Below are 21603 nucleotides of genomic sequence, written 5' to 3' on the forward strand. Positions count from 1 at the left end.
AATGAGTTCGTGCAATCAATCAGAAAAATCCTGTTGCTGTCCTGGCGAAAAACCGGATGGCCACCAGCCGACGCCGCTACCTTCCTCTGGTACCACGTTCAAAATCGAGGGTTTGGATTGTGCTGAAGAAGTGGCCACGTTAAAAAGCGCGATAGGGCCGTTAGTGGGCGGCAGTGACAAGTTGGCTTTTGACGTATTAAACGGGCGCATGACGCTGTTGTCTGATGCCGCACCTGTGACTGAAAAAACCATCATCAAAGCCGTTGCTGCAACGGGTATGAAGGCAACTCGCTGGCGAGCCGGTCAAGCCGATGTTGATGTCAAACAACTGCATCGCTCGAAGACCGTATATACCGTGCTCAGCGGTTTGTTTGTCCTGGCTGGCATGATGATTCATGTCATCATGGCCGAAGGCTTAGTCAATCTGCAAACCGTTTTCAGCTTGCAGGAAAACGGAATATTGCGATGGGATGTGGTCGCTGACTATCTGCGAAGCTTATTGAATGCACACGCTCAGCAGGCGATGCCGCTGCCTGAAAAAATAGCCTTTGGTCTGGCCGTTGCTTGCGGTGCTCGGCATGTGATTGTGAAAGCCTTTTATGCCTTGAAACGCCTACGTGCCGATATGAATTTGTTGATGACGATTGCCGTCATCGGTGCCATGTTCATTGATGAGTGGTTTGAAGCAGCCACCGTGAGCTTTTTGTTTGCCCTGTCCCTCGCGATTGAAAGCTGGAGTATTGGCCGTGCCCGTCACGCGGTAGAAGCGTTGCTGGATTTAGCCCCTTCGACGGTGACGGTCAAGGATGAATCCGGACAGGAACATGTAGTGCCCGCCTCAGAAGTGAATATAGGTACCCGCTTCATATTAGCGCCCGGCGATAAGATTCCCCTGGATGGCAACGTAATTTCAGGTTACAGCGCAGTCAATCAGGCGCCGATTACCGGAGAAAGCATGCCGGTTGCCAAGCAAGAGGGCGATGAAATATTTGCCGGCAGTATCAACGGCGAAGGAACGTTGGAAATTCGCTCTACCAAGCTGGTTTCGGATACCACACTGGCACAGATTACCCGTCTGGTCGGTGAAGCCCATAGTAAGCGAGCCGAAATCGAGCAATGGGTGGAGAAGTTCGCGCGTGTTTATACCCCGGCTGTGATGGTGGTGGCGTTGGCGATGAGCATCATTCCACCATTGTTTTTTGAAAGGTCTTGGAATGAATGGTTTTATCACGCGTTGGTCTTGCTAGTCATCGCCTGTCCATGTGCATTAGTCATTTCTACACCTGTCAGTATTGTCGCAGCATTGGCCTGTGCCGCTCGGCAAGGCATTTTGATTAAAGGCGGCACATATATCGAAGCACCTGCCACTATTCAGGCCTTTGCGTTTGATAAAACCGGTACGCTGACTAGCGGTGAGCCAGTAGTGACGGGCGTTTATCCGCTTAATGGGCATAGCGAAGAAGAGCTGTTAAGTCGCGCTGCCGCATTGGAAGCTCGCAGCAATCATCCGCTGGCGAAAGCCATTTTACAATACGTGGAAAATCGGAGCATCCGTGTTGCCAGTGCCGACAACGTGACGGTTCTGCCGGGTAAGGGGGTAACCGGGCTATTTAATGGCACTAATTACTGGCTGGGATCGCGTCGCTATTTATTGGAACGTAGTCAGGAAATACCGGAAATCAGTGAAAAAGCGATTGCCCTTGAACAAACGGGGCAAACCGTGATTGCCATTGGCAATGATCGGCATATTTGCGGCCTCATTGCCGTTGCCGATCAGCCTCGCGCCGACATCAGATCGATTTTGCAAGCGCTGAGACAGACGGGCATCAAACATCTGGTCATGTTGACCGGTGACAATCGGGTGACGGCCACTAACATAGCGACCCAAATTGGCATCGATGAGGTACACGCCGAATTATTGCCGGCCGATAAAGTGGAGATCGTCAGTCAAATGGTCGAGAAATACGGACAGGTAGCGATGATCGGTGATGGCGTTAACGACGCCCCGGCGCTGGGACGGGCCAATCTGGGGATTGCCATGGGGGTGTTAGGGTCGGCTGCGGCCATCGAAATAGCCGATATTGCCCTGATGGGTGATGACCTTTCCAAGCTGCCTTGGCTGATTGGGCATTCCAGAAGAACACTGGCAATTATTCGACAGAATATTGCTTTTGCGCTGACGATCAAGGCCGCGTTCGCCGTTTTGGCCTTTGCCGGTGTGGCGACCTTATGGGAAGCCATAGCAGCCGACATGGGCGCTTCCCTATTGGTTGTAGCCAACGGATTGAGATTACTTCACCCCAAAAATACGGCCTTTTAAGTGGCCTGAATTCAATAAAGGGCGCTTTAACATCGTCAAAGCACCTAGACATCACCATTTCAAGATACCTTTGGAGATAACCATGACATTAAAATCACTGATTGTTTTAGTTTTAGCTGAATCCATATTATCTGCTTGTAGCTTCATGGAGCCTCACGCCATGGATACTGACCTGGCTATACAGCATGAGGCATTAGCCAAACACTTCGAAGACGAGGCCAACGAATTACAGACCAAGATTGAGGAACATAAAGAATATCTCAGCCAATTTGAGTCGCAGCGTTACGTTTATGGTAGACACGCAAATGATCTTAAAGCGCACAGCCAAGAAGTGATTGATCTTTACCAGCAGGCCGTCACTGCAAACCGAGACATGGCAGAAATGTTGCGAGAAGCGGATCATTAGTTATAGCACTTCGCGCTCTGCTGTGTCCGTTCTTGAACTGTCAAACCTATAGATTTCGGATAAATACTTGGAAACTTGTCGTCCGAAATCTAACCACTGTTTCCAGATTCTTAGACAGGAAATTTTTCAATATTTGTGGCACAAAATCCGGAACATTTCATTATTTGTGTCACAAGTGGGTGTACTGCGTGACACAAATAATGAAAAATCACTTCAAAATCAATCGACCGTTTTTCACCTTTTGTGTCACCCAACAGGTGACATAAAAAATGAAAAGTGTGCCAAATTAGTGAAAAACTAATGACACAAATATTGAAAAATCCGACAACTATCAATCAGCCGTGATTTACAAACGGTTGTCCTATCGGATATAGAGCGACTTGCTTATGCGTACCAATATTGATACGCTACGCGAATGAATCCAATCCTTTCTGTTAGATTTTTTGCAACTGAAACCGGCAGCGAACCGGTTAGAGAATGGTTGAAAGCGTTATCGGCTCAAGATAGAAAAACGATTGGCGAAGATATTAAAACGGTGCAATTCGGTTAGCCTCTCGGCATGCCTTTAGTCGATCACCTTGAAGGCGATATTTGGGAAGTCAGAACTAAGCTGGATAATCGGATAGCGCGAGTTCTGTTTGTCATCGTCAACCAAACGATGATTTTGTTGCATGGTTTTATCAAGAAAAATCAAAAAACACCGAAGCCAGAGCTTGATCTGGCAAAACAACGATTGAAAGCATTACGGGGGAAGAAATGAACAGTCAACACGAAGAGAATCCTCATATCGGCAGCAGCTTTGACGATTTTCTCAGCGATGAAGCAATTCTCGAAGACGTAACCGCCGTTGCAACCAAACGGATTATTGCCTGGCAAATTTCAGAAGGCATGTCTTCGCTTAAGCTGAGCAAAACAGCAATGGCAAAAAAAATGCACACCAGCAGAGCATCGCTGAATAGGTTACTGGATGAAGAGGATACCAGTTTAACCCTTACAACCTTAGTGAGCGCCGCCGCCGCTCTCGGGAAAAAGGTAAAAATAGAGCTGGAACCCGCTTGAGTTGGGAGGTTTACCGAATAAGATGGGCCGCGTTACCTTAGCCCATCTTGCCTAGGTTAATGTGCGTCGATTTTGACGAAAAGACTTACTGTTTACATCTGACGATGCATTGCCGCCATACTTAAATTGGCTTCAGCCGCCTTTTCATAGGCATTGATCAACACTCGGCAGTGACTTACCAAGGTGTCGGCTTGCTTGCCGTAAAGATAGCTTTTCGCTTGATATTGGCTAAGCAGTTTTTTGTGCTCTTCCACTTTTAGCTGTAGTTCTTTTGCGGCTTCTTCGTAATGTTTGGCCAATGCTTCGTGATCAGCTTTGGTCGTTGCGCTTTGTACAGCTTGGGTCATATCCATTGGGTGAGGGTTCATCTCGCTGCATGCGACCAAGAGGCCGGTACCCAACAGTAAAGTAATCAATAATTTTGTTTTCATAGATTTTCTCCAGATTTAGTTGTTATTAATCGTTAATTTTGGCCTGTTTTTATAGTTCGTGGAGTGATGAATAAATGAAAAATAACATCAATCCAATCTATAAATCTTTATTTTTCAAGCACAAATAGTGCCATCCTTAAAATCAAGGAGTTAAACTCGTCTTTTACATACTCTCGTGGCTAATTGCGTAATACTGGTGCAAGCAAAGGTGCTAATGCACCGTATTGGGTCAACTCTTACGCCGATCTGCGAGCAACGTCATACCTTGCCTTTCGAGCCTTAAACGCTGTATTCAAGAAGTGTTCGCCAACGAGGCGTTGTAGCATTGCCTCCAGTTGAGATTCGTCTAAATCATTCACCTCTTGATGAAGACGCGGGGCAATCTTGGCAAAAATCGTTACCAGTTGAGGGTCAAAGTGGCTGCCGCCCTCTTTTACGAGATTGGAAATAGCATCGACTAAGGTCCAGGCTTCCTTGTATGGACGTTGCGAGGTCAGCGCGTCAAACACATCCCCGATAGCAAATATTCGTGCGTTCAGTGGAATGGCCTCCCCTTTTAGACCTTGAATGTATCCGCTGCCGTCATATTTCTCATGATGAAACTCCACGACATCCCGCGCACCGGTTAACCAGTGCGATTTATTTAGAATTTCCACGCCTAATGCCACATGCGTTTTCATAACCTCGAATTCATCCGCTGTCAGTTTTTCCGGTTTCAGTAAAATCGGATCGCGGATGCCGATCTTGCCGACATCATGCAAAAAAGCTCCGGCAATTAGATCGCGCATATTTTCTTCAGGCAGTCCGATCGCTTCGCCAAGTCGAAGCGCGTAATAAGTTACCCGATAGTTATGATGGTTGGTTTCCGAATCACGCTCTGCGATGGCACAACCCAGTACATTCATCAGTTCAAGATTGCCTTGCAATAGTTCGCCGGAAAGCCTAATGACGCCCCGATTGAGGGTCAGGACAATCGGATACATCAAAAGGCTGGTAACGAAAATGCCTAGCGTCACGAAGGCCAGCATACGGATTAGGTTTTGCTTCAACGTGGCAAACGTTTCCGGATCAACCTGATAAACCCCTTCGAAATAACCCATCGGCGAATCTTGATCGCCACGTAGCGGAACCAGCGTGACTAACCACAACTGTCCATGAATAAAATGGAGGTCATGAGTAAACTCGTCGGCCTTTGGAAATTGATGGCGATATTGATCGATAAACTGCTCGACCAATTCCTGTCCTTGGCGAACGGCTTCGAGTTTTAATTGTTTGTTGCCATCATACAATTCGACAATCAGAAAATGCTGGCTAACCAGTTGTTCAGCCAACTGCCTCAGATGTTCGGTTGATTGGCCATCGAGTTGTTCCAGATTATGGGCCGATGCCCCGCTGAATATCGCTGATTCCTTCAGCGCAAGGACATGAACTGATTGCTCGGCTCTCTTGATCTCCAGCCATAAAATGGAACCGCCTACCGTTACACTCAGGAACAACCAGCCTAAAAACAATCGGGTCAGAATTTTTCGGTGGATAAAACGATTGGTGGACATCGCTTGTGGCGATTTCGCTTTTTTAGGCCGATGGCGGCGTGATTGCTCGGTTTTCATCGTGCTAAGCAAACTTTTTGGCTCGATTCAGCAGGATTTTTCTGAACTCTAAAATTGCCAAGGGTATAAATCCAACCCCGATCCAGACGACACACTGATGCAACGACACCGATTTGATCTGAAACAGGGTTTGCAGCATCGGAACATGGTGTATTGCCAACTGTAAGCTGAAACACACGGCGACAATCAAAAACAAGCGCAAATTGGAGAACAAACCGATTTGCCAGATGACGCGTTGTTCGCTTCGCGCACCGAAGGCACGCAGCAAACCGGTAATCACCAGAGCGGTAAAGGCGGCATCGCGAGCTTGATCAAGCGTATTGCCGACTACATGCAGTTCATAGGCAAACACGCCGAGCGTGACGCTCGCGGCTAATAAACCGGTGAATAAAGTCAGATAAAACAAATGCCGGTTGAGTAACTGGGACTGAGCCTGGCGAGGCGGACGGTTCAATACTCCTGGATCAATTGGATCGGTGGAAAGGGCCAAGGCCGCAAAACCATCGGTGACCAAGTTGATCCACAAAAGATGTAGCGGTAAAAGCGGTAATGGCCAACCCAGCAGCACGGCGCCCAACATCACCAATAACTCGCCGGTGCTACTGCCCAGCAGGTAGGCTAGCGTTTTGGCGATGTTGTCATAAATGCCTCGTCCTTCTTCAACGGCGGCGACAATGGATGCAAAATTGTCATCAGCGACAATCATGTCGGCGGCTTCTTTGGTCACTTCCGTACCGGTAATGCCCATAGCAATGCCGATGGATGCCTCTTTGATTGCAGGCGCATCGTTCACGCCGTCTCCCGTCATCGCGACAACCGCACCAGTCGCTTTCCATGCCCGCACGATACGCAGTTTATGCTCGGCGGTTACCCGTGCATACACCGAAACATGCGGTACGCGTTCCTTTAGCTCAGCATCGTCCAAGTGGTCTATCTCAGCACCAATCAAAACTTCATCGCCTTTATCTATAATCCCTAATTCGCAGCCGATGGCTCGTGCCGTATCCGGATGATCGCCTGTGATCATTACGGTTTTGATACCAGCCCGTTTACACTTAGCCACAGCCTCTTTGGCTTCGCCACGAGGCGGGTCTTGTAAACCAACGAGTCCCAACAAAATAAGCTGCTGTTCGATCTCGACATCACTACCGAATACGCCCGCACCGAAATGGATGCCTTCTAGTGGACGCTCTGCCACGGCCAGCACTCGCAAGGCATCGTTTGCCAGTAAGGTGTTAGCCTGTAGGAATCGGGTGAGGTCGTTTTCTGTCAGTTCCTTGATGCCTTGATCGGTACGGATCAAGGTGCAGCGGCTGAGAATCTCTTCGGGAGCGCCTTTGACAAAGGCCCAGGGTTGACCGGCCTGACGGCGGATAACGCTCATGCGTTTACGTTCGGAATCAAAAGGGATAACCGCCAAACGCGGCATCTCCGTTTCAATGGCAGACCGGGCAATATTCGCTTTCTCGGCGGCCACCAATAACGCCCCCTCGGTAGGGTCACCTATTACAGTGGACCGACCATCGATTACATTGAGTTCGGCATCGTTGCATGCAGCCGATGCTCGCAGCAAGGCGAATAGTTCGGGGCTTTCCGATGGTAGGCTTTCCACGTTGCCGGCAAAGAATGCGCCTTCCGTGGCGTAACCTTCGCCGGTGACGTGATAGAGGCTTTTTGAGGTAATCAACTTGCGGGCCGTCATTTCACCCATCGTCAGCGTACCGGTCTTGTCGGTACAAATCACCTGCGCACGGCCCAATGTTTCGACCGAAGCCAGACGTCGTACCAAGGCATGACGCTGAACCATACGCTGTACACCCAAAGCCAGCGCAATCGTTACCACCGCCGGCAATCCTTCGGGAATCGCCGCGACCGCAAGGCTCACCGAACTTAAGAACAGTTCAAAGGGGGCGATGCCTCGCCATAATCCCAGACCAAAAATCAAGCCGACGATGCCGAAACACGCCATCAACAACAGGCGCCCAACCCGCTCCAGTTGGCGTTGTAAAGGGGTTTCTCCACTTTCGGCCGATTCGAGCAGTTTCGCGATGCGACCCAGTTCGGTTTCCATGCCGGTGTTGACCACCACTGCGCGAGCGGAACCACTGGTCACACTGGTCCCGAGAAAAACCATATTGCGCCGCTCAGCCAGCGGTGTGTCCAATACCAGACTAACGGTAAACTTAGGCACGGCTTGCGATTCCCCCGTGAGCGGGGCTTCATTGACACGAAACACGGAGGCTTGAATAAGGCGGGCATCCGCCGCAACCAAATCGCCCGCTTCGAGTAACAGTAGATCACCAGGAACGACCTCAGACGTGGTGACCACCAGGCTATGGCCATCCCGAATCACTCGGCAATGCGGCGCTGTTAAACGAGCGAGTGCGGCTGCCGCTTTCTCGGCCCGATACTCCTGGAGAAAGCCAATGACCGCATTCAAGATCACGATAGCGATGATGGCAATACCGTCGATGACTTCACCGAGTGCAACGGAAACGGCCGCTGCACCCATCAGTACCCAAATAACGAGACTTTTAAACTGGCTGATAAAAATCAGCAAAGCCGAAAATCGCTTGCCCTTATGCAGCTTATTTTGCCCATATCGAGCAAGTCGGTTTTTCGCGTCTTCGGTGGAAAGTCCCTGTTCCATATCGGTCGCAAGAAGGCCTGCGGTTTCGATTGCCGATAGCTTGTGCCATGTATTCATCATGACCCACCTCCCTTTAACCATATCGGTGACGGTAGAGATAACGACCGGTGGCAACGTGGGATTATCAAAACAAGCCCCTATTCCGGAATACTGCCCAATAACGAATCCACTGCGGTCGAAACCGCTAGATCGACCCTTTTATCGTTTATTAGCCCGCCCAAAATGCCGCCATCCCCGACCAAACAAATAGTGCTGTCCCGCCATAGCAGCAAGCCCTTCTCCTTGTCGTATAGAAAGCCTGCCACTTCCACCTTATCGTTGCTGCCAACCACATTGAGATCGATAAGGGCCAAGACCATGATCCAGCGTGCATCCGGCGGACCAAGGCGTTTTATCAAGGCAGGATCGGCGGCCCGTAGACTATCGCCCGTCAGGGCAGCACTCTCGCCCGAATTACTCAAGACCACGGGGTATCCTTTCCGCTTCAGGATCGTTGCCGCCTTTTGGCGCAAGGGTTCTTCGAGAGGAACCGCGACCTGCTGGTCGATTCGCGCATCAACGGCAGGCAGTAATGTAATCTGACCGATGGATTTGGGCGTCAATCCCGACGCCCGGTAGAATGCGGGCTGGGTAACGGCACACCCTTCCAGCAAGAAAAGCACACCGACTAAGGTGATTAGAATTGATTTATGCCAACGGATAGCCATGTCTCACCCCCTCACTCTTTCTGCCGATGCAGATTTGCCATATTCAAATTTTCCTCAACCGCTTTTTCGTAGGCATTGATCAATGCTTGGCAATGTTCTTTAAACCCTTCGGCTTGCTTACCGTAAAGATAGCTTTTTGCCTGGTATTGGCTCAGCAGCGTCTTGTGTTCCTGGACCTTGGCCTGCATATCCTTAGCGGTTTCTTCATAGTGTTTTACCAATGCCTCATGCTGTACGGCCAGGTCCAAATCCATCGAATGAGGCTTGATCTCGCTACAGGCAGCTAGTAAGCCTGTCATTAAAAGCAAAGTGATCAGTAATTTTGTTTTCATAGGTGATTTCCAGATAGTTTAAATTTTCGGATAATTAATTTCTTTGAGCGCGGAACGGATAACACGGAATGAAGAATTCAGCAGCAGCATGACAAGACAGGATGCGACGACAATATCCGCCCATCCCGATTCAAAGTACCAAACTGCTCCCGCTGTGATAAAAACCGATAGATTTGACGCTATGTCGTTTCTTGAACATTCCCATACCGAGCTCATGTTGATGTCTTCATTTCTGTGCTTCCACAGCAGAAACAGACATAGCGAGTTTGCCGCCAAGCCCGCCAAACTGAAGGCGCCCATAATTTCGTAAGATGGCAGTACAGGCTCAATCAGCCGCAGAATGATTTGCGCCAAGACCACACACGCCGCGATCAATATCAAACTACCCTTAAATAAGGCCACTTTCGCCTTAGTGGTCGCTTCTTTAGAAACGGCGTAAAGGCTTAAGCCATATGTCAACGCATCGCCAAGATTGTCCAGGCTGTCCGAGAGCAGAGCCGTTGATTTTCCGTAAACGGCTCCGCCGACAATGACGACAAACATAACCGCATTAACAACGAGCACGGCTTTAAGCGTGCCACGTTGTCGTTCGCGTAATTTCTCAATTGCGCAGTTATTTTCACAACATGAAGCCATATCAAATTTCTCCGTGAGCCTAACCAATTGATGAAAGCATCAGTAACCTCTCAAGACTATGAGGTTCGAAACCGTTCTTGAAACTGCAACACCAGGCTGTAAATCACCGGAAACACCAAAAGGCTAAGTATCAACACGGTCAGCATGCCGCCCAGCGCGGGGGCGGCGATGCGTTGAGTGACGTCCGCACCGGTGCCGGTCGCCGTCATGATGGGTATCAAGCCGATGATGTTGGCCAGCGAGGTGATTGCTACTGGCCTGACACGCAGAGCCGTCGCGGCTTCGCTGGCCGCTCTGATTTCCTCGCCGGTCAGTGGCGCCTGCTTTTGCGCCCGCAGCTTATCGATCTCTATGTCGATAAAACTCAGCACCATCACCCCGGTTTCCGCCGCCGTGCCGGCCAGCGCGATAAAACCGACATAGACGGTAATCGACAGGTTGTATCCCAACCAGTAGATGAACCAAATTCCGCCAATCAGGCTAAATGGAATCGCCAACATCACGATAGTCGGCTCGGTGATATTACGAAAGGCGGTATACAGCAGGATAAAAATCAGCAGTAGCGTGATGGGCACCACGATGCGCAAGCGTTCCGCTGCCCGTTCCATGTATTCAAATTGACCGGACCAAGTGACGGTATAACCTGCGGGTATCGTGACAGTCTCGGCTAAGGTCTTTTTTGCCTGCTCCACATAACCGCCGATGTCGGAGATTTTAAGGTCCACATAAATCCAGGCATTGGGCCGTGCATCCTCGGTCTTGATGACATCCGTACCGCGTTTAAAGTTGATGTCTGCCACCGATGTCAAAGGAATCTGGCTGCCTGTCGGGGTGGAGATCAACACTCGTCGCAAGGCTTCCGGGTTATCCCGCAGATCGCGCGGATACCTAAGATTGACTGGATAGCGCTCCAGCCCTTCAACAGTTTCGGTGATATTCATGCCGCCAATCGCACTTTGAATCACATCCTGCACATCGCCGACGGTCAAGCCGTAACGCGCGGCGGCTTCGCGGTTGATGTCGAAATCCAGAAAATAACCGCCAACCGCCCGGTCACCGTAGGCCGATAGCGTATCCGGCAGGGTTTTCATGGCCTGTTCGATTTGCAGCGACAGGGATTGCAGGACATTCAGATCGGGACCGGACACCTTGATACCCACCGGGGTCTTGATGCCAGTGGAGAGCATGTCGATTCGGGTTTTAATTGGCATGGTCCAGGCGTTGGCCAAACCGGGAAAATGAATGGCCTTGTCCATTTCATCCATCAGTTGCCGGGTAGTCTTGTTCGGATCGGGCCATTGATCGCGTGGCTTTAACTTGATGGTAGTTTCCACCATCATCAACGGAGCGGCATCGGTGGCGGTTTCAGCCCGGCCAATCTTGCCAAACACATGATGCACTTCCGGAAAGGTCTTGATGATCTTGTCGGTCTGTTGCAACACTTCCCTGGCTTTGGTGATGGAAATGCCGGGAAAGGTGGTGGGCATGTATAAAATATCGCCTTCATCCAGCGGCGGCATGAATTCACTGCCCAATTTGGATAAGGGATAAAGCGTGGAGGCCATTAACAGCAGCGCCACGATCAGCGTGGCACCCCGCCAGCGCATCGCTACTTTTAAAACCGGCGAATGCATGGCATGCAAAATCCGATTAATCGGGTTTTTTTGCTCAGGAATGATCTTGCCGCGCACAAAATACCCCATCAACACCGGCACCAGCGTGATGGTCAAGATCGCGGCGGCGGCCATCGCATAGGTTTTGGTGTACGCCAATGGGCTGAATAAGCGGCCTTCCTGCGCTTCCATGGTAATAATCGGCAGGAAGGACACGGTGATCACCAGCAAGGACGAAAACAATCCGGAACCCACCTCACGGGAGGCATTGCCGATGGCTTCCCAGCGTTCCTGTGAAGTCAACTTGGCTTGTTTTTTCTCGGCCGCTTCGGCCAGGTGTTTATGAGCGTTTTCCACCATCACCACGCCACCATCGACCATATCGCCAATCGCCAGCGCGATGCCGCCCAACGACATGATGTTGGCGTTCATGCCTTGCCATTTCATCGCAATGAAGGCCATCAGAATACCCAAGGGCAAGGTGATCACGATTACCAAGGACGAACGCAGATGCAGTAAAAACAAGGCGACCAAGGCGCAAACGATGATCAGCTCTTGGGTCAACGCCTCTTTCAAGGTGTCCACCGCCCGTTCGATCAGGCTGCCTCGGTCATAGACCGGGACGATTTCAACCCCTTCCGGCAGGCCTTTTTTCAGTTCTTCCAGTTTCGCCCGTACATCTTCAATGGTTGCCAGGGCGTTTTCACCGAAACGCATGATCACCACGCCGCCGGCTACTTCGCCTTCGCCGTTGAGTTCGGTGACGCCTCGGCGCAGCTCGGGGCCAATTTGAATATGAGCCACATCCTGTAACCGTATCGGCGTGCCGTTGGCGTCGACGCCCACCGGTATGGTATTCAGATCGGCGATGGATTTGATGTAGCCCAAGCCTCTGACCATATATTCGGTTTCGCCGACTTCCAGCAACCGGCCGCCGACATCGTTGTTGGAACGCTTGATGGCCATCATCACCGTCGATAACGAAATCTCATAGGCTTGCAGCGCATTGGGATCGACTTCCACCTGATATTGCTTGACGTAGCCGCCGACCGAAGCGACCTCAGACACACCAGGCACGGTCTGCAAGGGATAACGCAGATACCAGTCTTGAATCGAACGCAGTTGCGCTAAGTCGTGCTTGCCGGTCTTGTCCACCAAGGCATATTCGTAAATCCAGCCGACACCGGTGGCATCGGGACCGAGCGCCGGCGTGACGCCTTGCGGCAAACGGTTTTTCACATAGTTGAGGTATTCCAGTACCCGCGACCTCGCCCAATACATATCGGTGCCGTCTTCGAAGATCACATAGACGAACGACAAGCCGAAGAACGAATAACCGCGCACCACCTTGGCATGCGGCACCGCCAGCATGGCGGTGGTCAAGGGATAGGTGACCTGATTTTCGACGACTTGCGGCGATTGGTCGGCATAATCGGTGAAGATGATCACCTGCACGTCGGATAGGTCCGGTATCGCGTCCAATGGCATATTCTTAAACGACCAAATCCCGCCGATGGCCAGGATAATTGCCCCCAGCAGCACCATGAAGCGGTCTTTTAAAACGCTGTTGATGATGAAATCAGTCATGTTGATGCGCTCCTGGCTCCACTGACAACGACTTGGTTGCCGGCTGCGATGCAGCAGGTTCCATCATTTTTGAGGTGGCTTCATTCAGTTTGGATTCAGAGTCGATCAGGAATTGCGCCGAAGTGACCACTTCTTCGCCAGCGGCCAAACCGTCAATGATGGCAATGTCGTTATTGGACGACAAACCCGTCGTCACTTGACGCGGCTCGAATTTACCAGGACCGCGCACTACCAAAACCTGGGTTTGCGCGCCGGAACGAATCACCGCCTCGGCGGGAATCACCACCGTATCGACTTGCTTCCCGGCATGGATCGTGACTTCGGCGAACATATCGGGTTTTAACAGCAAATCGGCGTTGTCGAAGACCAAGCGCACTTTAATAGTCCGGGTCTTGGCTTCGGCGTAGGGATAGATAAATGCCAAGCGGCCTTTGAAGGTGCGGCCCGGAACCCCGGCCAAACGCATTTCAACCGGGTCGCCTTCCTTAACCCAGGGCAGTTCGTACTCGTAAATTTCGGCATAGACCCAAACCGTGGAAAGGTCGGCGATCATGTACAGCTCGGTTTCCGGGGTGACATATTGGCCTTCGCGGGCACCAATGTTGATGACGATGCCGTCCGCCGGGGTATGAATATGCAGGCTCTTTTTAATGGATTGGCTATCCGTGAGGTCGTGTAGCTGATGGGCCGGCACATCCAACAGTTTCAAGCGTTCGCGTGAGCTTTTAACCAGTTCTTCCGCACCCCGTCTGATGTCTTCAATCGGGCTTTTTTCCAGCACTTTAAGGTTATTCAAAGCCAGCACATATTCCTGTTGGCTGGCCACCAGTTGCGGGGAATAAATGCTCAGCAGCTCTTCATTCTTCCTAACCTTTTGCCCGGTCTTGTCGGCACGCAAGGTTTCGATCCAGCCTTCGGTTTTGGGATGCAGCCGAACGATATGCTCTTCATCATAGGCTACCCGGCCAACGGCTCGGACCACATGCGATAGCAAGGTTTGTTTGGCAAGGGCGGTCCGCACGCCGATGTTTTGCACCGTGGCGGCATCGATTCTAACGGCACCGGCCAAATCGTCAGTTTTTGCCTCGTCTTCGGCATACACAGGCAGATAATCCATGCCCATATTGTCTTTGGCCGGCACCGGTGACGTGACCGAAGGATTCATCGGATTGCGGTAAAACAGAATTTTGGGTTGCTTAGGCGCATTATCCTCGGCATACACCGGCTCATAGTCCATGCCCATAGCATCCTTGGCGGGTACGGGGGATGTGGCCGATGGATTCATGGTACTTCTATAAAATAAAGGCTTTCTGCCCTCTGCCGGTTGAACAGCCGATTCCTGTTTAGGTTGCTGAGCTAGCCAATAGCCGCCCGCCAAGCCTATCCCCAAGGTCACCGTGGCGGTTAATAACAATTGCTTATTCATAAATTTCGTCCTCGCCCACATTCGCGCAGAGTTGCGCCAGTGCTTGTTGGGCTTCCGTGAAGGCTTTCCAGTATTGGGTTTCGTATTCGAACAAGGTGATCTGGCTGCGCACCAGATTCAGGAAATCGACCTTGTTGACTTGATAGCCGGCCAGCATCGAGGCGACGGTTTGCCGGGCCTGCGGAATGATGCCGGTATCGAACAACACGAATTGCTGTTTGGCCCGCTGATAATCGCTGTGGCTTTGGGTAATTTCAGAGCGAACCGCGTTCCATCGATCTTGCAGCGCATAACGTTGTTGCATCAATTCGCTGGTCCGCTGATCGACGGCTTTGGCTTGCTTACTGGCGGCAAAAATCGGCACATTCATGCTGACGCCCAAACTCAGCAAATCCGAACGCCGGGTGCCGTCGAGCATATTGTTGCGGGCACCATAGGCCGCTTCGACGTTAAAATCCGGTAGAAAATCTTTTTGCGCCAGTTCCAGCTTGGATTGCGCCGCATGGATGCCTTGTCGGTCGCTTTCCAACATCGGCCTTGAGCTTTCCGCTTGTTGGTAAAGGCGGTCTTCCTGCCTGATTTCCGGTAGATGTATTGACAGCGTGGCGGGTAATTGCACGGGGTTGTTGGCGGGTTGATCCAACAGTGCATTGAGTTTGGCGACGGTACTGCGCCGCATACCATCAAGGTTGATTTTCTGATCCAACAGTTTTGAAAGTTCCAATTGGGCCAGCAATACATCTTGTTGCAAGCCTTCGCCCACTTCGTATTTACTACGGGCGATATCGACGAACTGCTGCAATAAGGTGTGATTGTTATCGACGATCTCCCGTGTCCGATCCAGATAAAAAACCTGCCACCACAGGGTTTTGACATCGCTCAGCAAACGTAGTCGAAGTTCATCGGCATTCAGCGTGGCAGATTCCGCTTCATACAGCGCGGCCTGCTCGCGTAGCGCCAGTTTGCCAGGGAAAGGAATCGCTTGAGAAAGGCCAAATCCGATTTGGGTCATGTCTTCTTGCCGTGTGCTAAAGCTGTTAGTCGGCAAGCTCATGGCATTGAAACTGATTTGCGGATCGGGCAAGCTGCCTTCCTGCGATGGAATCGCGGCCATTGCCTTGGCACGAGCCAGGGTTTGCGCCAGGTCGGGATTGTCCTGAACGACTTTTTGAGTAGCCGCCTCAAGCGTCAATAGCGCTTGCTCATCTGCGGCGGCCAAGCGGCAGACAATAAACAGCGTCGCCATCAGCAGACGCCTTGATCGAAAAAAGGATGACATGATGATCCTCGTAAACTCGTGATAACCATGACGAACCGACAACCGCCGGACTTTGGCCGATGTTGATCGTCATCAGGGTGGCGGTATTTCTTACAGCGAAACACCACCATTGAACGGCTTAGAGGCTAAAAATCGGCGGTTTTATGTCGGGAGGTGCAATAAACGAGGCGGAATTAGATTTTCCCCCAAAGCCATAGCTATTGGAAACCTGAATCGGGATAAACCTGAAAGATGACGTGATCCCGCAATCCACGCAAACATGAAAGCTACAACTAGCCAAGTGAGGTTTGGCCGTGGCGGATTGGCAATGATCGGCATGTTTGGATGCCAAGCCCCCTCCATCGTCCATATCATCGGCGGCGACCATTTGCGCAACCGCTAACTGGCTGGTGAGTGCAGAATAATGAGCAAACGCCACCACCACAGGCATGATAGCCATAAGCACTAATAGAATGGTGGTGAGGCGATGTTGCATCATATTGCCTTAATCTAACTGATCTTTATTATTGTAGATGAAATATTTGTATAAGTCGCCAGTAACAACCCTGCTGTTGGACGACCCGGCTCAATTAAATGACAGAGGCCACCGCGCTTTAATATCCTAAAGCGCTCAAAATTTTGCCGACAATGTCATACGGAAATTGACCGGCTCAACCGGGTGAAAGTGGATGTCATTCACACCTGCCAGGTCTTCACCAGGCAGGCGTGAAGTGTAGTAATAGTCAATCGCACTGTCTGTACGATTGAGCAAATTGAACATTTCCGCTTGTAAAGTCCAGGTTTTATTGAATTCGTAGCCCAGCAAAGCCGAGAGCATGATGGTCGGTTTTGACCGCACACTATTATCCTCAATCAGGGAGCGAGGCCCGAAGTAACGCAGTCTTGGACCGCCAAAGAAACCGTAGAAATCATGGACCGTAGCGCCGGTCGCTATGACGGTTTCAATGGAACCCGGAATGTAGTTGCCTGCTGGATCATTACCCTTAAAGCGCGATTTAGAATAACTAAAATCGGCATCAAGTGTTAACCAATCGGTCGGTGAGTAATAGTTGGCAAATTCCAAACCGTAACGGCGACTGGGCCGACTAGGTTCAGTGGTTCCTGCGTCACCCGAGAACAGCAATTCAGAATCAATATCCAGCCACCAGATGGCTAATGTACTCTGTAAACCTTTTATCCAGGTGGTACGGGTACCAATTTCAGAGCCGTAGGTTCGTGCAAGCGGCACGGCCGATTTCACGCTGTTGCCAGAGCTAGGATCGATGCGGGTATTAACACCACGACCATCATTACTGTGGTAACCCAAGCCACCGTTCAAGTAAAACTCGGTATCTGCCCATGGTCCAAAAACCATGCCCAATTTAGGACTCACTAACCCATCGTAACGTTCACCTTGATTGGCAGCGATATTACTGTTGGTAACATCGAAGCGGAAGCCATCGAAACGTACCCCAAGGGTGGTCCGAAACCAATCATTCCAGCGCGTTTTATTTTCGGCATAGGGACTGGCACTAGTCACCCAAACGGTATCTTGTCGTACTGTCGATAAGCGTTGCCGTGCTTTCGTTAAAAACAGACCATTATCGATGTTGTCATTACGTATTTGTAAACCGATGGTGCTTTCCGAGTCGGCACCAACAAGTTTGTGATAGACAGTATGGCTGGCCTTGAGCCCAGTTTGCCAACGTTGATCTGGCTGGTTGAATTGATCGCCATTCACTGGGTCATTCAGAAAATAAGTAAAGTTCGAGAATAAATTAAGCGTCGAATAAAGCCCGTAAGCCATGACCTTTGTTGCACTGGTATTGGTATTGCGGTGCCATTCGGCTGTCAGGCTGTAACGTTCACTCGCTCCGCCATCGGTGGGATCGATGGCATCAAAACGGCCGATAAGCCCTGAAGTGACAGCACGCTTTGCGATTTGGTCAGTGGCATTCCAATCTGCTTTATAGGCCATGGCGGTGACATTCCAGCCGGTTTCGCCATGCTCTTCGCTATAACGAAGTACACCATTATATTTCTGAAAATCGTTACTGACTGTCCACGGTCCACCGTTGTTGACGATTTCACCCGCGTACAGCAGATTACCATCACCCAGTTTACGGGAGCCTGTAGCCAATCCGCGATAGTAGTCAAACATGCCGCCGGTAAATTTCACCAACGTATCGGGCATATCATCGAAGTATTGAATATTCGCGGCACCTGCACTGGAAAAATCCCCATTTTCTGCATAGTAGTTCCCTTTCTGATAATTAACCGTTTTAATTAATTCAGGAATCAGAAAGTTGGTATCTGTCCAACCTTGACCGTGTGCATGGGTGGTTAAATTAACCGGAACGCCATCGATTTGGGTTAAAAAATCGGTACCGTGATCAAGGTTGAAACCGCGTAAGTAATACTGATTGGCTTTACCTTCGCCACTGTGTTGTGACGCAATCAATCCTGGTACGGTTTCTAATATTTCGCCTGGCCGGCTAATTGGGCGGTATTTAAGCTGTTCTTGTCCGACATGACCTTGCGAGGCGCTTTCGGCGATACCAACTAAGTCTCTTGATCGCCCAAACTCCTTTACCTCGACAGTTTCCAGTTCTTCCACTTTTTCTTGCTTGGCAGAGGATTTAGCTTTTTTTGATGTGTTGCTCTTGGCCGCTTTGTCGTTGCCTTCAATTTGATCGGCTTGCTCCACCACTTCGGCTACATCTGTCTTCGGTGCGGCTTGAAGACCGGTGCAACTTAAGCCCAAGATGATTTCAAGGCTGATGATCAAAGGTTTCTTTTTTATTATTGTGTTGTAAAGGCTCATAGGTTTTCTTTGAAACGATGTCGGATTGATTTTTATTGTTATGTCAGAATGGGATGGGCCTTAACGGGCCATGTTTTTCTCATTGCCAATGACAAGCTTTTTTGACTTGCAAAAAGCAAATGAAATCGGGAGATAACACCAATAGCGGCGCCGCTTGAACGACGTGATTTGTCGATAAGCGTTAAATTAGAAAAGAAATTGTTCTGAAAACAAACGGTCGTGACCGTGCTTTGCATGGTCTCGCGCAGATTACGAAAGGCGCAATCATGCCTAGTGTGTTTGATCGTTTGGGTAGTGAAATTGCCGGTATCAGATTTGGCAAAGATCGATTGAAGATAAGTGTCTTCAACGGATGAAATCGGGGTCTTGCGAAGATTGGAAGAAGCTTGATGTGCTAAAACATTGAGGAGCGCAACCGGTGGCGAGGTAAGACCAACGCCGTTGCTTAGCAACCGTTTACCAGGTGTATGGTTAATATCGGGGTAATAGTGTTTGAAATCCAAAGCACTATGATTTATGTAATCGGAATTAAATAGCCACTTGTCCAACCAGTTATCTAGCCTTTGCAAAGCGGGTTGTTTGAAAATCAAACCATCGCTATTGCTGTCTACCGTAACACTTCGACTATCATTTTTAACGGGTGTTCTCACGAAATCAACGAAGCCAAGGCTAACAAGCTTGCTACTTGAGGGATCGTTAACCCCAGCACCATACCTAGAAAAATCTTCAGAACACCGTTTATCCTCAGCGAAAACAAAGCAATACTGCGCATACCCAGCTTGATCCGCTTCTATCCAAAAAGGTGTTATTTTGGTGAATTCCGCATCCTGAGCAAACACTGTGTCTATAGCGTTGTTGCCAACAATCGATTCAGTCGTTTTGGCCAGAGCTGCATTGGAAAATATAATCGTCAGCAAACAGCTAATGCAAAATACAACTAACTTTGCAACTAAGATACCGGCACCGTGCAGCAGCAGCGTTGCCAGCATAAAACCCAAGGTATAAGAAATCAGACTGGCAGATGTGGAAATTTCCTGACCATGGGCAAAGCCATGGAAGAAAGCAAAAAACGCCACAATCATGACATTGATCTTGGCGCTAAAACGGATTTTACGGGTGATTAATACACCGAAAACCGCGCAAGATAACAGGATGATGCCTTCCACGCTGGGAATGGCCAAGCCTGCTGCGCCGGCAAGCCCCCCTAAACTCATGACCCCAACAAATGCAAGCGGCAACATCCAAACAGCCTGTCCACGCAATTGGGCCGCCCAGATGCCGACGGCCAACATAGTGACAAGATGATCCCAGCCAGATAGCGGATGACTAAAGCCGTGACTCCAACCGATGCTGTCTAAATCGATAAATTGGAAGCCTGCAAAAATGACTACCAACAAAAACGGCAATCCAAAAGAGAGCAATAGACGACGATTGTGTCTTGAATCTGATTGCTGATTGGATCGATTAGGCTGCATCAAAGGGTTACAATAAAAATAATAAGGTATAGAACTTGTTTAAAAAGATTGAACGCTTGGCTGTTATTCCATCGTTGGAAGTTCGGTAAACCTGACTAGGCAACTTATCCGAAGGTAATGAGGCGATTATAAAGCCAATGTCAGTAGAGAGCACACTAAAAACACGGCATTTAACATAGTTTAATTAAAGAGAGTCGGCAAAATCACGCCATTTTCAACCAGAAAGAACCTCGGTCGTCAATAAAACAACCGCACCAAAACCTGATTTAGTGAATTGAACCAAGTACATATTCAACCGCATATCCGCCGGCGACCAGTACCAACACAATCGAAATTCCCAGTTCAAGCGCACGGTGCGAGAAATGTTTCTGTGCTTGCGCGCCCATATACATACCCACTACACCGCCCAGCCCGAACAGAATACCCAACGTCCAATCAGGTCTTGTATTGATACCAGGCGGTGCAGGCAGAAATTGATAGAGCGCCACACCTACAACGGATGTCACAAACGTACCCAAGAGTGCTGCCCCCGCAACTTCATATACCGGAAGGCTAAACACTGCTATGAGCACTGGTGCCATGATGGAGCCGCCACCAATACCATAGGCTCCACCAATGACACCGATAATCAGTGCAACTAAGAAAATAGGTATCGTATTCCCGCTATTGACAGAAATAGATACCCCTATTTCGCCCCTGGCAAAGGCGCTTTTATTCCCGAGCAAACGGATTGCCAACCCAAGCAGAATGACGCCGACAAACAGTTTAAAAGTGCGTGCGTCCAGTAGCCAATGCACACGTAACCACCAACCCACCAACAGGCCTGGCAAAGTGCCTGTGGCAATAGTCCAGGCGAGCGGCCAGTCCATACGTTTAATACGGGCGTAATGCCATATGCCGCCAGGAATGGCCACTAAATTGAATACAAGATTGGTCGCCGATACCGAAGGACTAACATACCCAAGCACACTCATCTGGAATGGGAGCAACAAGAATGAGCCAGATACCCCGACCATCGAGGTGAAGAATGATATGCCGAAGGCTACCAATGGCGGTAACCAAAACGGAACAGTGATGTCTGCAACTTCTAAGAACATGGATTCTATCATGCCATTTACTTAGCCAAATGTCTGTAAATGGCCAATGTGTAGCAAGATTGGCTTCTTTATGTGACATCCTCCATTAGCCGAGAAATTTTTCATTATTGCCATCATAAAATCTAAGATTTTTTCACTTTTGGTGCCACCCGACATTAGTAATTATCGGAGC

18 protein-coding genes are annotated in these 21603 nt (G+C 49.9%); 5 read left to right on the forward strand and 13 right to left on the reverse strand.

Features of this window, described 5'->3' with window-relative positions; genetic code table 11:
- The first annotated feature begins 1 nt into the window (after nucleotide 1).
- From JL719_RS06510 to JL719_RS06525, 5 genes are all read left to right on the forward strand, one after another.
- Nucleotides 2-2320 carry a heavy metal translocating P-type ATPase gene (locus JL719_RS06510; RefSeq protein ID WP_051670207.1) on the forward strand — a complete coding sequence of 773 codons (2319 nt, stop codon included), beginning with the start codon at nucleotides 2-4 and terminating at the stop codon, nucleotides 2318-2320.
- A gap of 82 nt (nucleotides 2321-2402) precedes the next feature.
- On the forward strand, nucleotides 2403-2726 hold the full coding sequence (locus tag JL719_RS06515) for a hypothetical protein (RefSeq protein ID WP_033157940.1): 324 nt from the start codon (nucleotides 2403-2405) through the stop codon (nucleotides 2724-2726).
- Nucleotides 2727-3141: 415 nt separating this feature from the next.
- The gene (locus JL719_RS24275; protein ID WP_256438967.1) at nucleotides 3142-3276 is read left to right on the forward strand and encodes a hypothetical protein; all 135 of its coding nucleotides are present in this window, start codon (nucleotides 3142-3144) and stop codon (nucleotides 3274-3276) included.
- A gap of 9 nt (nucleotides 3277-3285) precedes the next feature.
- Nucleotides 3286-3486: a type II toxin-antitoxin system RelE/ParE family toxin gene (locus JL719_RS06520; protein ID WP_051670205.1), complete on the forward strand. Its 201-nt coding sequence runs from the start codon at nucleotides 3286-3288 to the stop codon at nucleotides 3484-3486.
- Nucleotides 3483-3785, forward strand: a complete 303-nt coding sequence (locus tag JL719_RS06525) for an XRE family transcriptional regulator (protein WP_033157939.1) — start codon at nucleotides 3483-3485, stop codon at nucleotides 3783-3785. The genes JL719_RS06520 and JL719_RS06525 overlap by 4 nt, the downstream gene beginning before the upstream one ends.
- A 92-nt stretch (nucleotides 3786-3877) precedes the next feature.
- On the opposite strand, the gene JL719_RS06530 is transcribed toward JL719_RS06525, so the two are convergent.
- The 13 genes from JL719_RS06530 to JL719_RS06590 form a co-directional block, all read right to left on the reverse strand.
- Entirely contained in the window at nucleotides 3878-4216 is a 339-nt protein-coding gene (locus JL719_RS06530) for a hypothetical protein (RefSeq protein ID WP_033157938.1), read from the reverse strand.
- A 236-nt stretch (nucleotides 4217-4452) separates the two neighbouring features.
- Nucleotides 4453-5826, reverse strand: coding sequence for an HD-GYP domain-containing protein (locus tag JL719_RS06535; RefSeq protein ID WP_051670203.1), 1374 nt, complete (start codon nucleotides 5824-5826; stop codon nucleotides 4453-4455).
- A 4-nt stretch (nucleotides 5827-5830) separates the two neighbouring features.
- Nucleotides 5831-8536 (reverse strand): cation-translocating P-type ATPase, encoded by a 2706-nt coding sequence (locus tag JL719_RS06540; protein WP_033157937.1) that lies wholly within the window; start codon nucleotides 8534-8536, stop codon nucleotides 5831-5833.
- Nucleotides 8537-8613: 77 nt separating this feature from the next.
- Nucleotides 8614-9183, reverse strand: a complete 570-nt coding sequence (locus JL719_RS06545) for a hypothetical protein (RefSeq protein ID WP_033157936.1) — start codon at nucleotides 9181-9183, stop codon at nucleotides 8614-8616.
- Nucleotides 9184-9194: 11 nt separating this feature from the next.
- Nucleotides 9195-9515 carry a hypothetical protein gene (locus JL719_RS06550; protein ID WP_033157935.1) on the reverse strand — a complete coding sequence of 107 codons (321 nt, stop codon included), beginning with the start codon at nucleotides 9513-9515 and terminating at the stop codon, nucleotides 9195-9197.
- An 18-nt stretch (nucleotides 9516-9533) separates the two neighbouring features.
- A complete protein-coding gene (locus JL719_RS06555) occupies nucleotides 9534-10151 on the reverse strand; it encodes a cation efflux transmembrane domain-containing protein (RefSeq protein WP_033157934.1) in 618 nt (205 codons plus the stop codon).
- 56 nt (nucleotides 10152-10207) lie between these two features.
- A complete protein-coding gene (locus tag JL719_RS06560) occupies nucleotides 10208-13351 on the reverse strand; it encodes an efflux RND transporter permease subunit (protein WP_033157933.1) in 3144 nt (1047 codons plus the stop codon).
- Complete coding sequence (locus JL719_RS06565; protein ID WP_033157932.1) at nucleotides 13344-14777, reverse strand: efflux RND transporter periplasmic adaptor subunit; 1434 nt, start codon at nucleotides 14775-14777, stop codon at nucleotides 13344-13346. The genes JL719_RS06560 and JL719_RS06565 overlap by 8 nt, the downstream gene beginning before the upstream one ends.
- Nucleotides 14770-16056, reverse strand: a complete 1287-nt coding sequence (locus JL719_RS06570) for a TolC family protein (RefSeq protein ID WP_505187729.1) — start codon at nucleotides 16054-16056, stop codon at nucleotides 14770-14772. The genes JL719_RS06565 and JL719_RS06570 overlap by 8 nt, the downstream gene beginning before the upstream one ends.
- A gap of 118 nt (nucleotides 16057-16174) precedes the next feature.
- Entirely contained in the window at nucleotides 16175-16531 is a 357-nt protein-coding gene (locus JL719_RS06575; protein WP_033157930.1) for a hypothetical protein, read from the reverse strand.
- 135 nt (nucleotides 16532-16666) lie between these two features.
- On the reverse strand, nucleotides 16667-18859 hold the full coding sequence (locus tag JL719_RS06580; protein WP_084153363.1) for a TonB-dependent receptor: 2193 nt from the start codon (nucleotides 18857-18859) through the stop codon (nucleotides 16667-16669).
- A gap of 38 nt (nucleotides 18860-18897) precedes the next feature.
- Complete coding sequence (locus JL719_RS06585) at nucleotides 18898-20334, reverse strand: HupE/UreJ family protein (RefSeq protein WP_084153362.1); 1437 nt, start codon at nucleotides 20332-20334, stop codon at nucleotides 18898-18900.
- A 266-nt stretch (nucleotides 20335-20600) separates the two neighbouring features.
- A complete protein-coding gene (locus JL719_RS06590) occupies nucleotides 20601-21443 on the reverse strand; it encodes a sulfite exporter TauE/SafE family protein (protein ID WP_201799021.1) in 843 nt (280 codons plus the stop codon).
- Nucleotides 21444-21603 lie beyond the last annotated feature (160 nt).

The organism is Methylomonas sp. LW13 (assembly GCF_016865255.1).
In the GTDB taxonomy this organism is placed as follows: Bacteria; Pseudomonadota; Gammaproteobacteria; order Methylococcales; family Methylomonadaceae; genus Methylomonas.

Bases quoted from the DNA above. Each gene is read 5' to 3' on its own strand.
- JL719_RS06580 (WP_084153363.1), bottom strand. From the start codon at position 18,859: ATGAGCCTTTACAACACAATAATAAAAAAGAAACCTTTGATCATCAGC.
- JL719_RS06515 (WP_033157940.1), top strand. From the start codon at position 2,403: ATGACATTAAAATCACTGATTGTTTTAGTTTTAGCTGAATCCATATTA.
- JL719_RS06590 (WP_201799021.1), bottom strand. From the start codon at position 21,443: ATGATAGAATCCATGTTCTTAGAAGTTGCAGACATCACTGTTCCGTTT.
- JL719_RS06555 (WP_033157934.1), bottom strand. From the start codon at position 10,151: ATGGCTTCATGTTGTGAAAATAACTGCGCAATTGAGAAATTACGCGAA.
- JL719_RS24275 (WP_256438967.1), top strand. From the start codon at position 3,142: ATGAATCCAATCCTTTCTGTTAGATTTTTTGCAACTGAAACCGGCAGC.
- JL719_RS06540 (WP_033157937.1), bottom strand. From the start codon at position 8,536: ATGATGAATACATGGCACAAGCTATCGGCAATCGAAACCGCAGGCCTT.
- JL719_RS06585 (WP_084153362.1), bottom strand. From the start codon at position 20,334: ATGCAGCCTAATCGATCCAATCAGCAATCAGATTCAAGACACAATCGT.
- JL719_RS06530 (WP_033157938.1), bottom strand. From the start codon at position 4,216: ATGAAAACAAAATTATTGATTACTTTACTGTTGGGTACCGGCCTCTTG.
- JL719_RS06545 (WP_033157936.1), bottom strand. From the start codon at position 9,183: ATGGCTATCCGTTGGCATAAATCAATTCTAATCACCTTAGTCGGTGTG.
- JL719_RS06525 (WP_033157939.1), top strand. From the start codon at position 3,483: ATGAACAGTCAACACGAAGAGAATCCTCATATCGGCAGCAGCTTTGAC.
- JL719_RS06550 (WP_033157935.1), bottom strand. From the start codon at position 9,515: ATGAAAACAAAATTACTGATCACTTTGCTTTTAATGACAGGCTTACTA.
- JL719_RS06570 (WP_505187729.1), bottom strand. From the start codon at position 16,056: ATGTCATCCTTTTTTCGATCAAGGCGTCTGCTGATGGCGACGCTGTTT.
- JL719_RS06575 (WP_033157930.1), bottom strand. From the start codon at position 16,531: ATGCAACATCGCCTCACCACCATTCTATTAGTGCTTATGGCTATCATG.
- JL719_RS06510 (WP_051670207.1), top strand. From the start codon at position 2: ATGAGTTCGTGCAATCAATCAGAAAAATCCTGTTGCTGTCCTGGCGAA.
- JL719_RS06535 (WP_051670203.1), bottom strand. From the start codon at position 5,826: ATGAAAACCGAGCAATCACGCCGCCATCGGCCTAAAAAAGCGAAATCG.
- JL719_RS06560 (WP_033157933.1), bottom strand. From the start codon at position 13,351: ATGACTGATTTCATCATCAACAGCGTTTTAAAAGACCGCTTCATGGTG.
- JL719_RS06565 (WP_033157932.1), bottom strand. From the start codon at position 14,777: ATGAATAAGCAATTGTTATTAACCGCCACGGTGACCTTGGGGATAGGC.
- JL719_RS06520 (WP_051670205.1), top strand. From the start codon at position 3,286: ATGCCTTTAGTCGATCACCTTGAAGGCGATATTTGGGAAGTCAGAACT.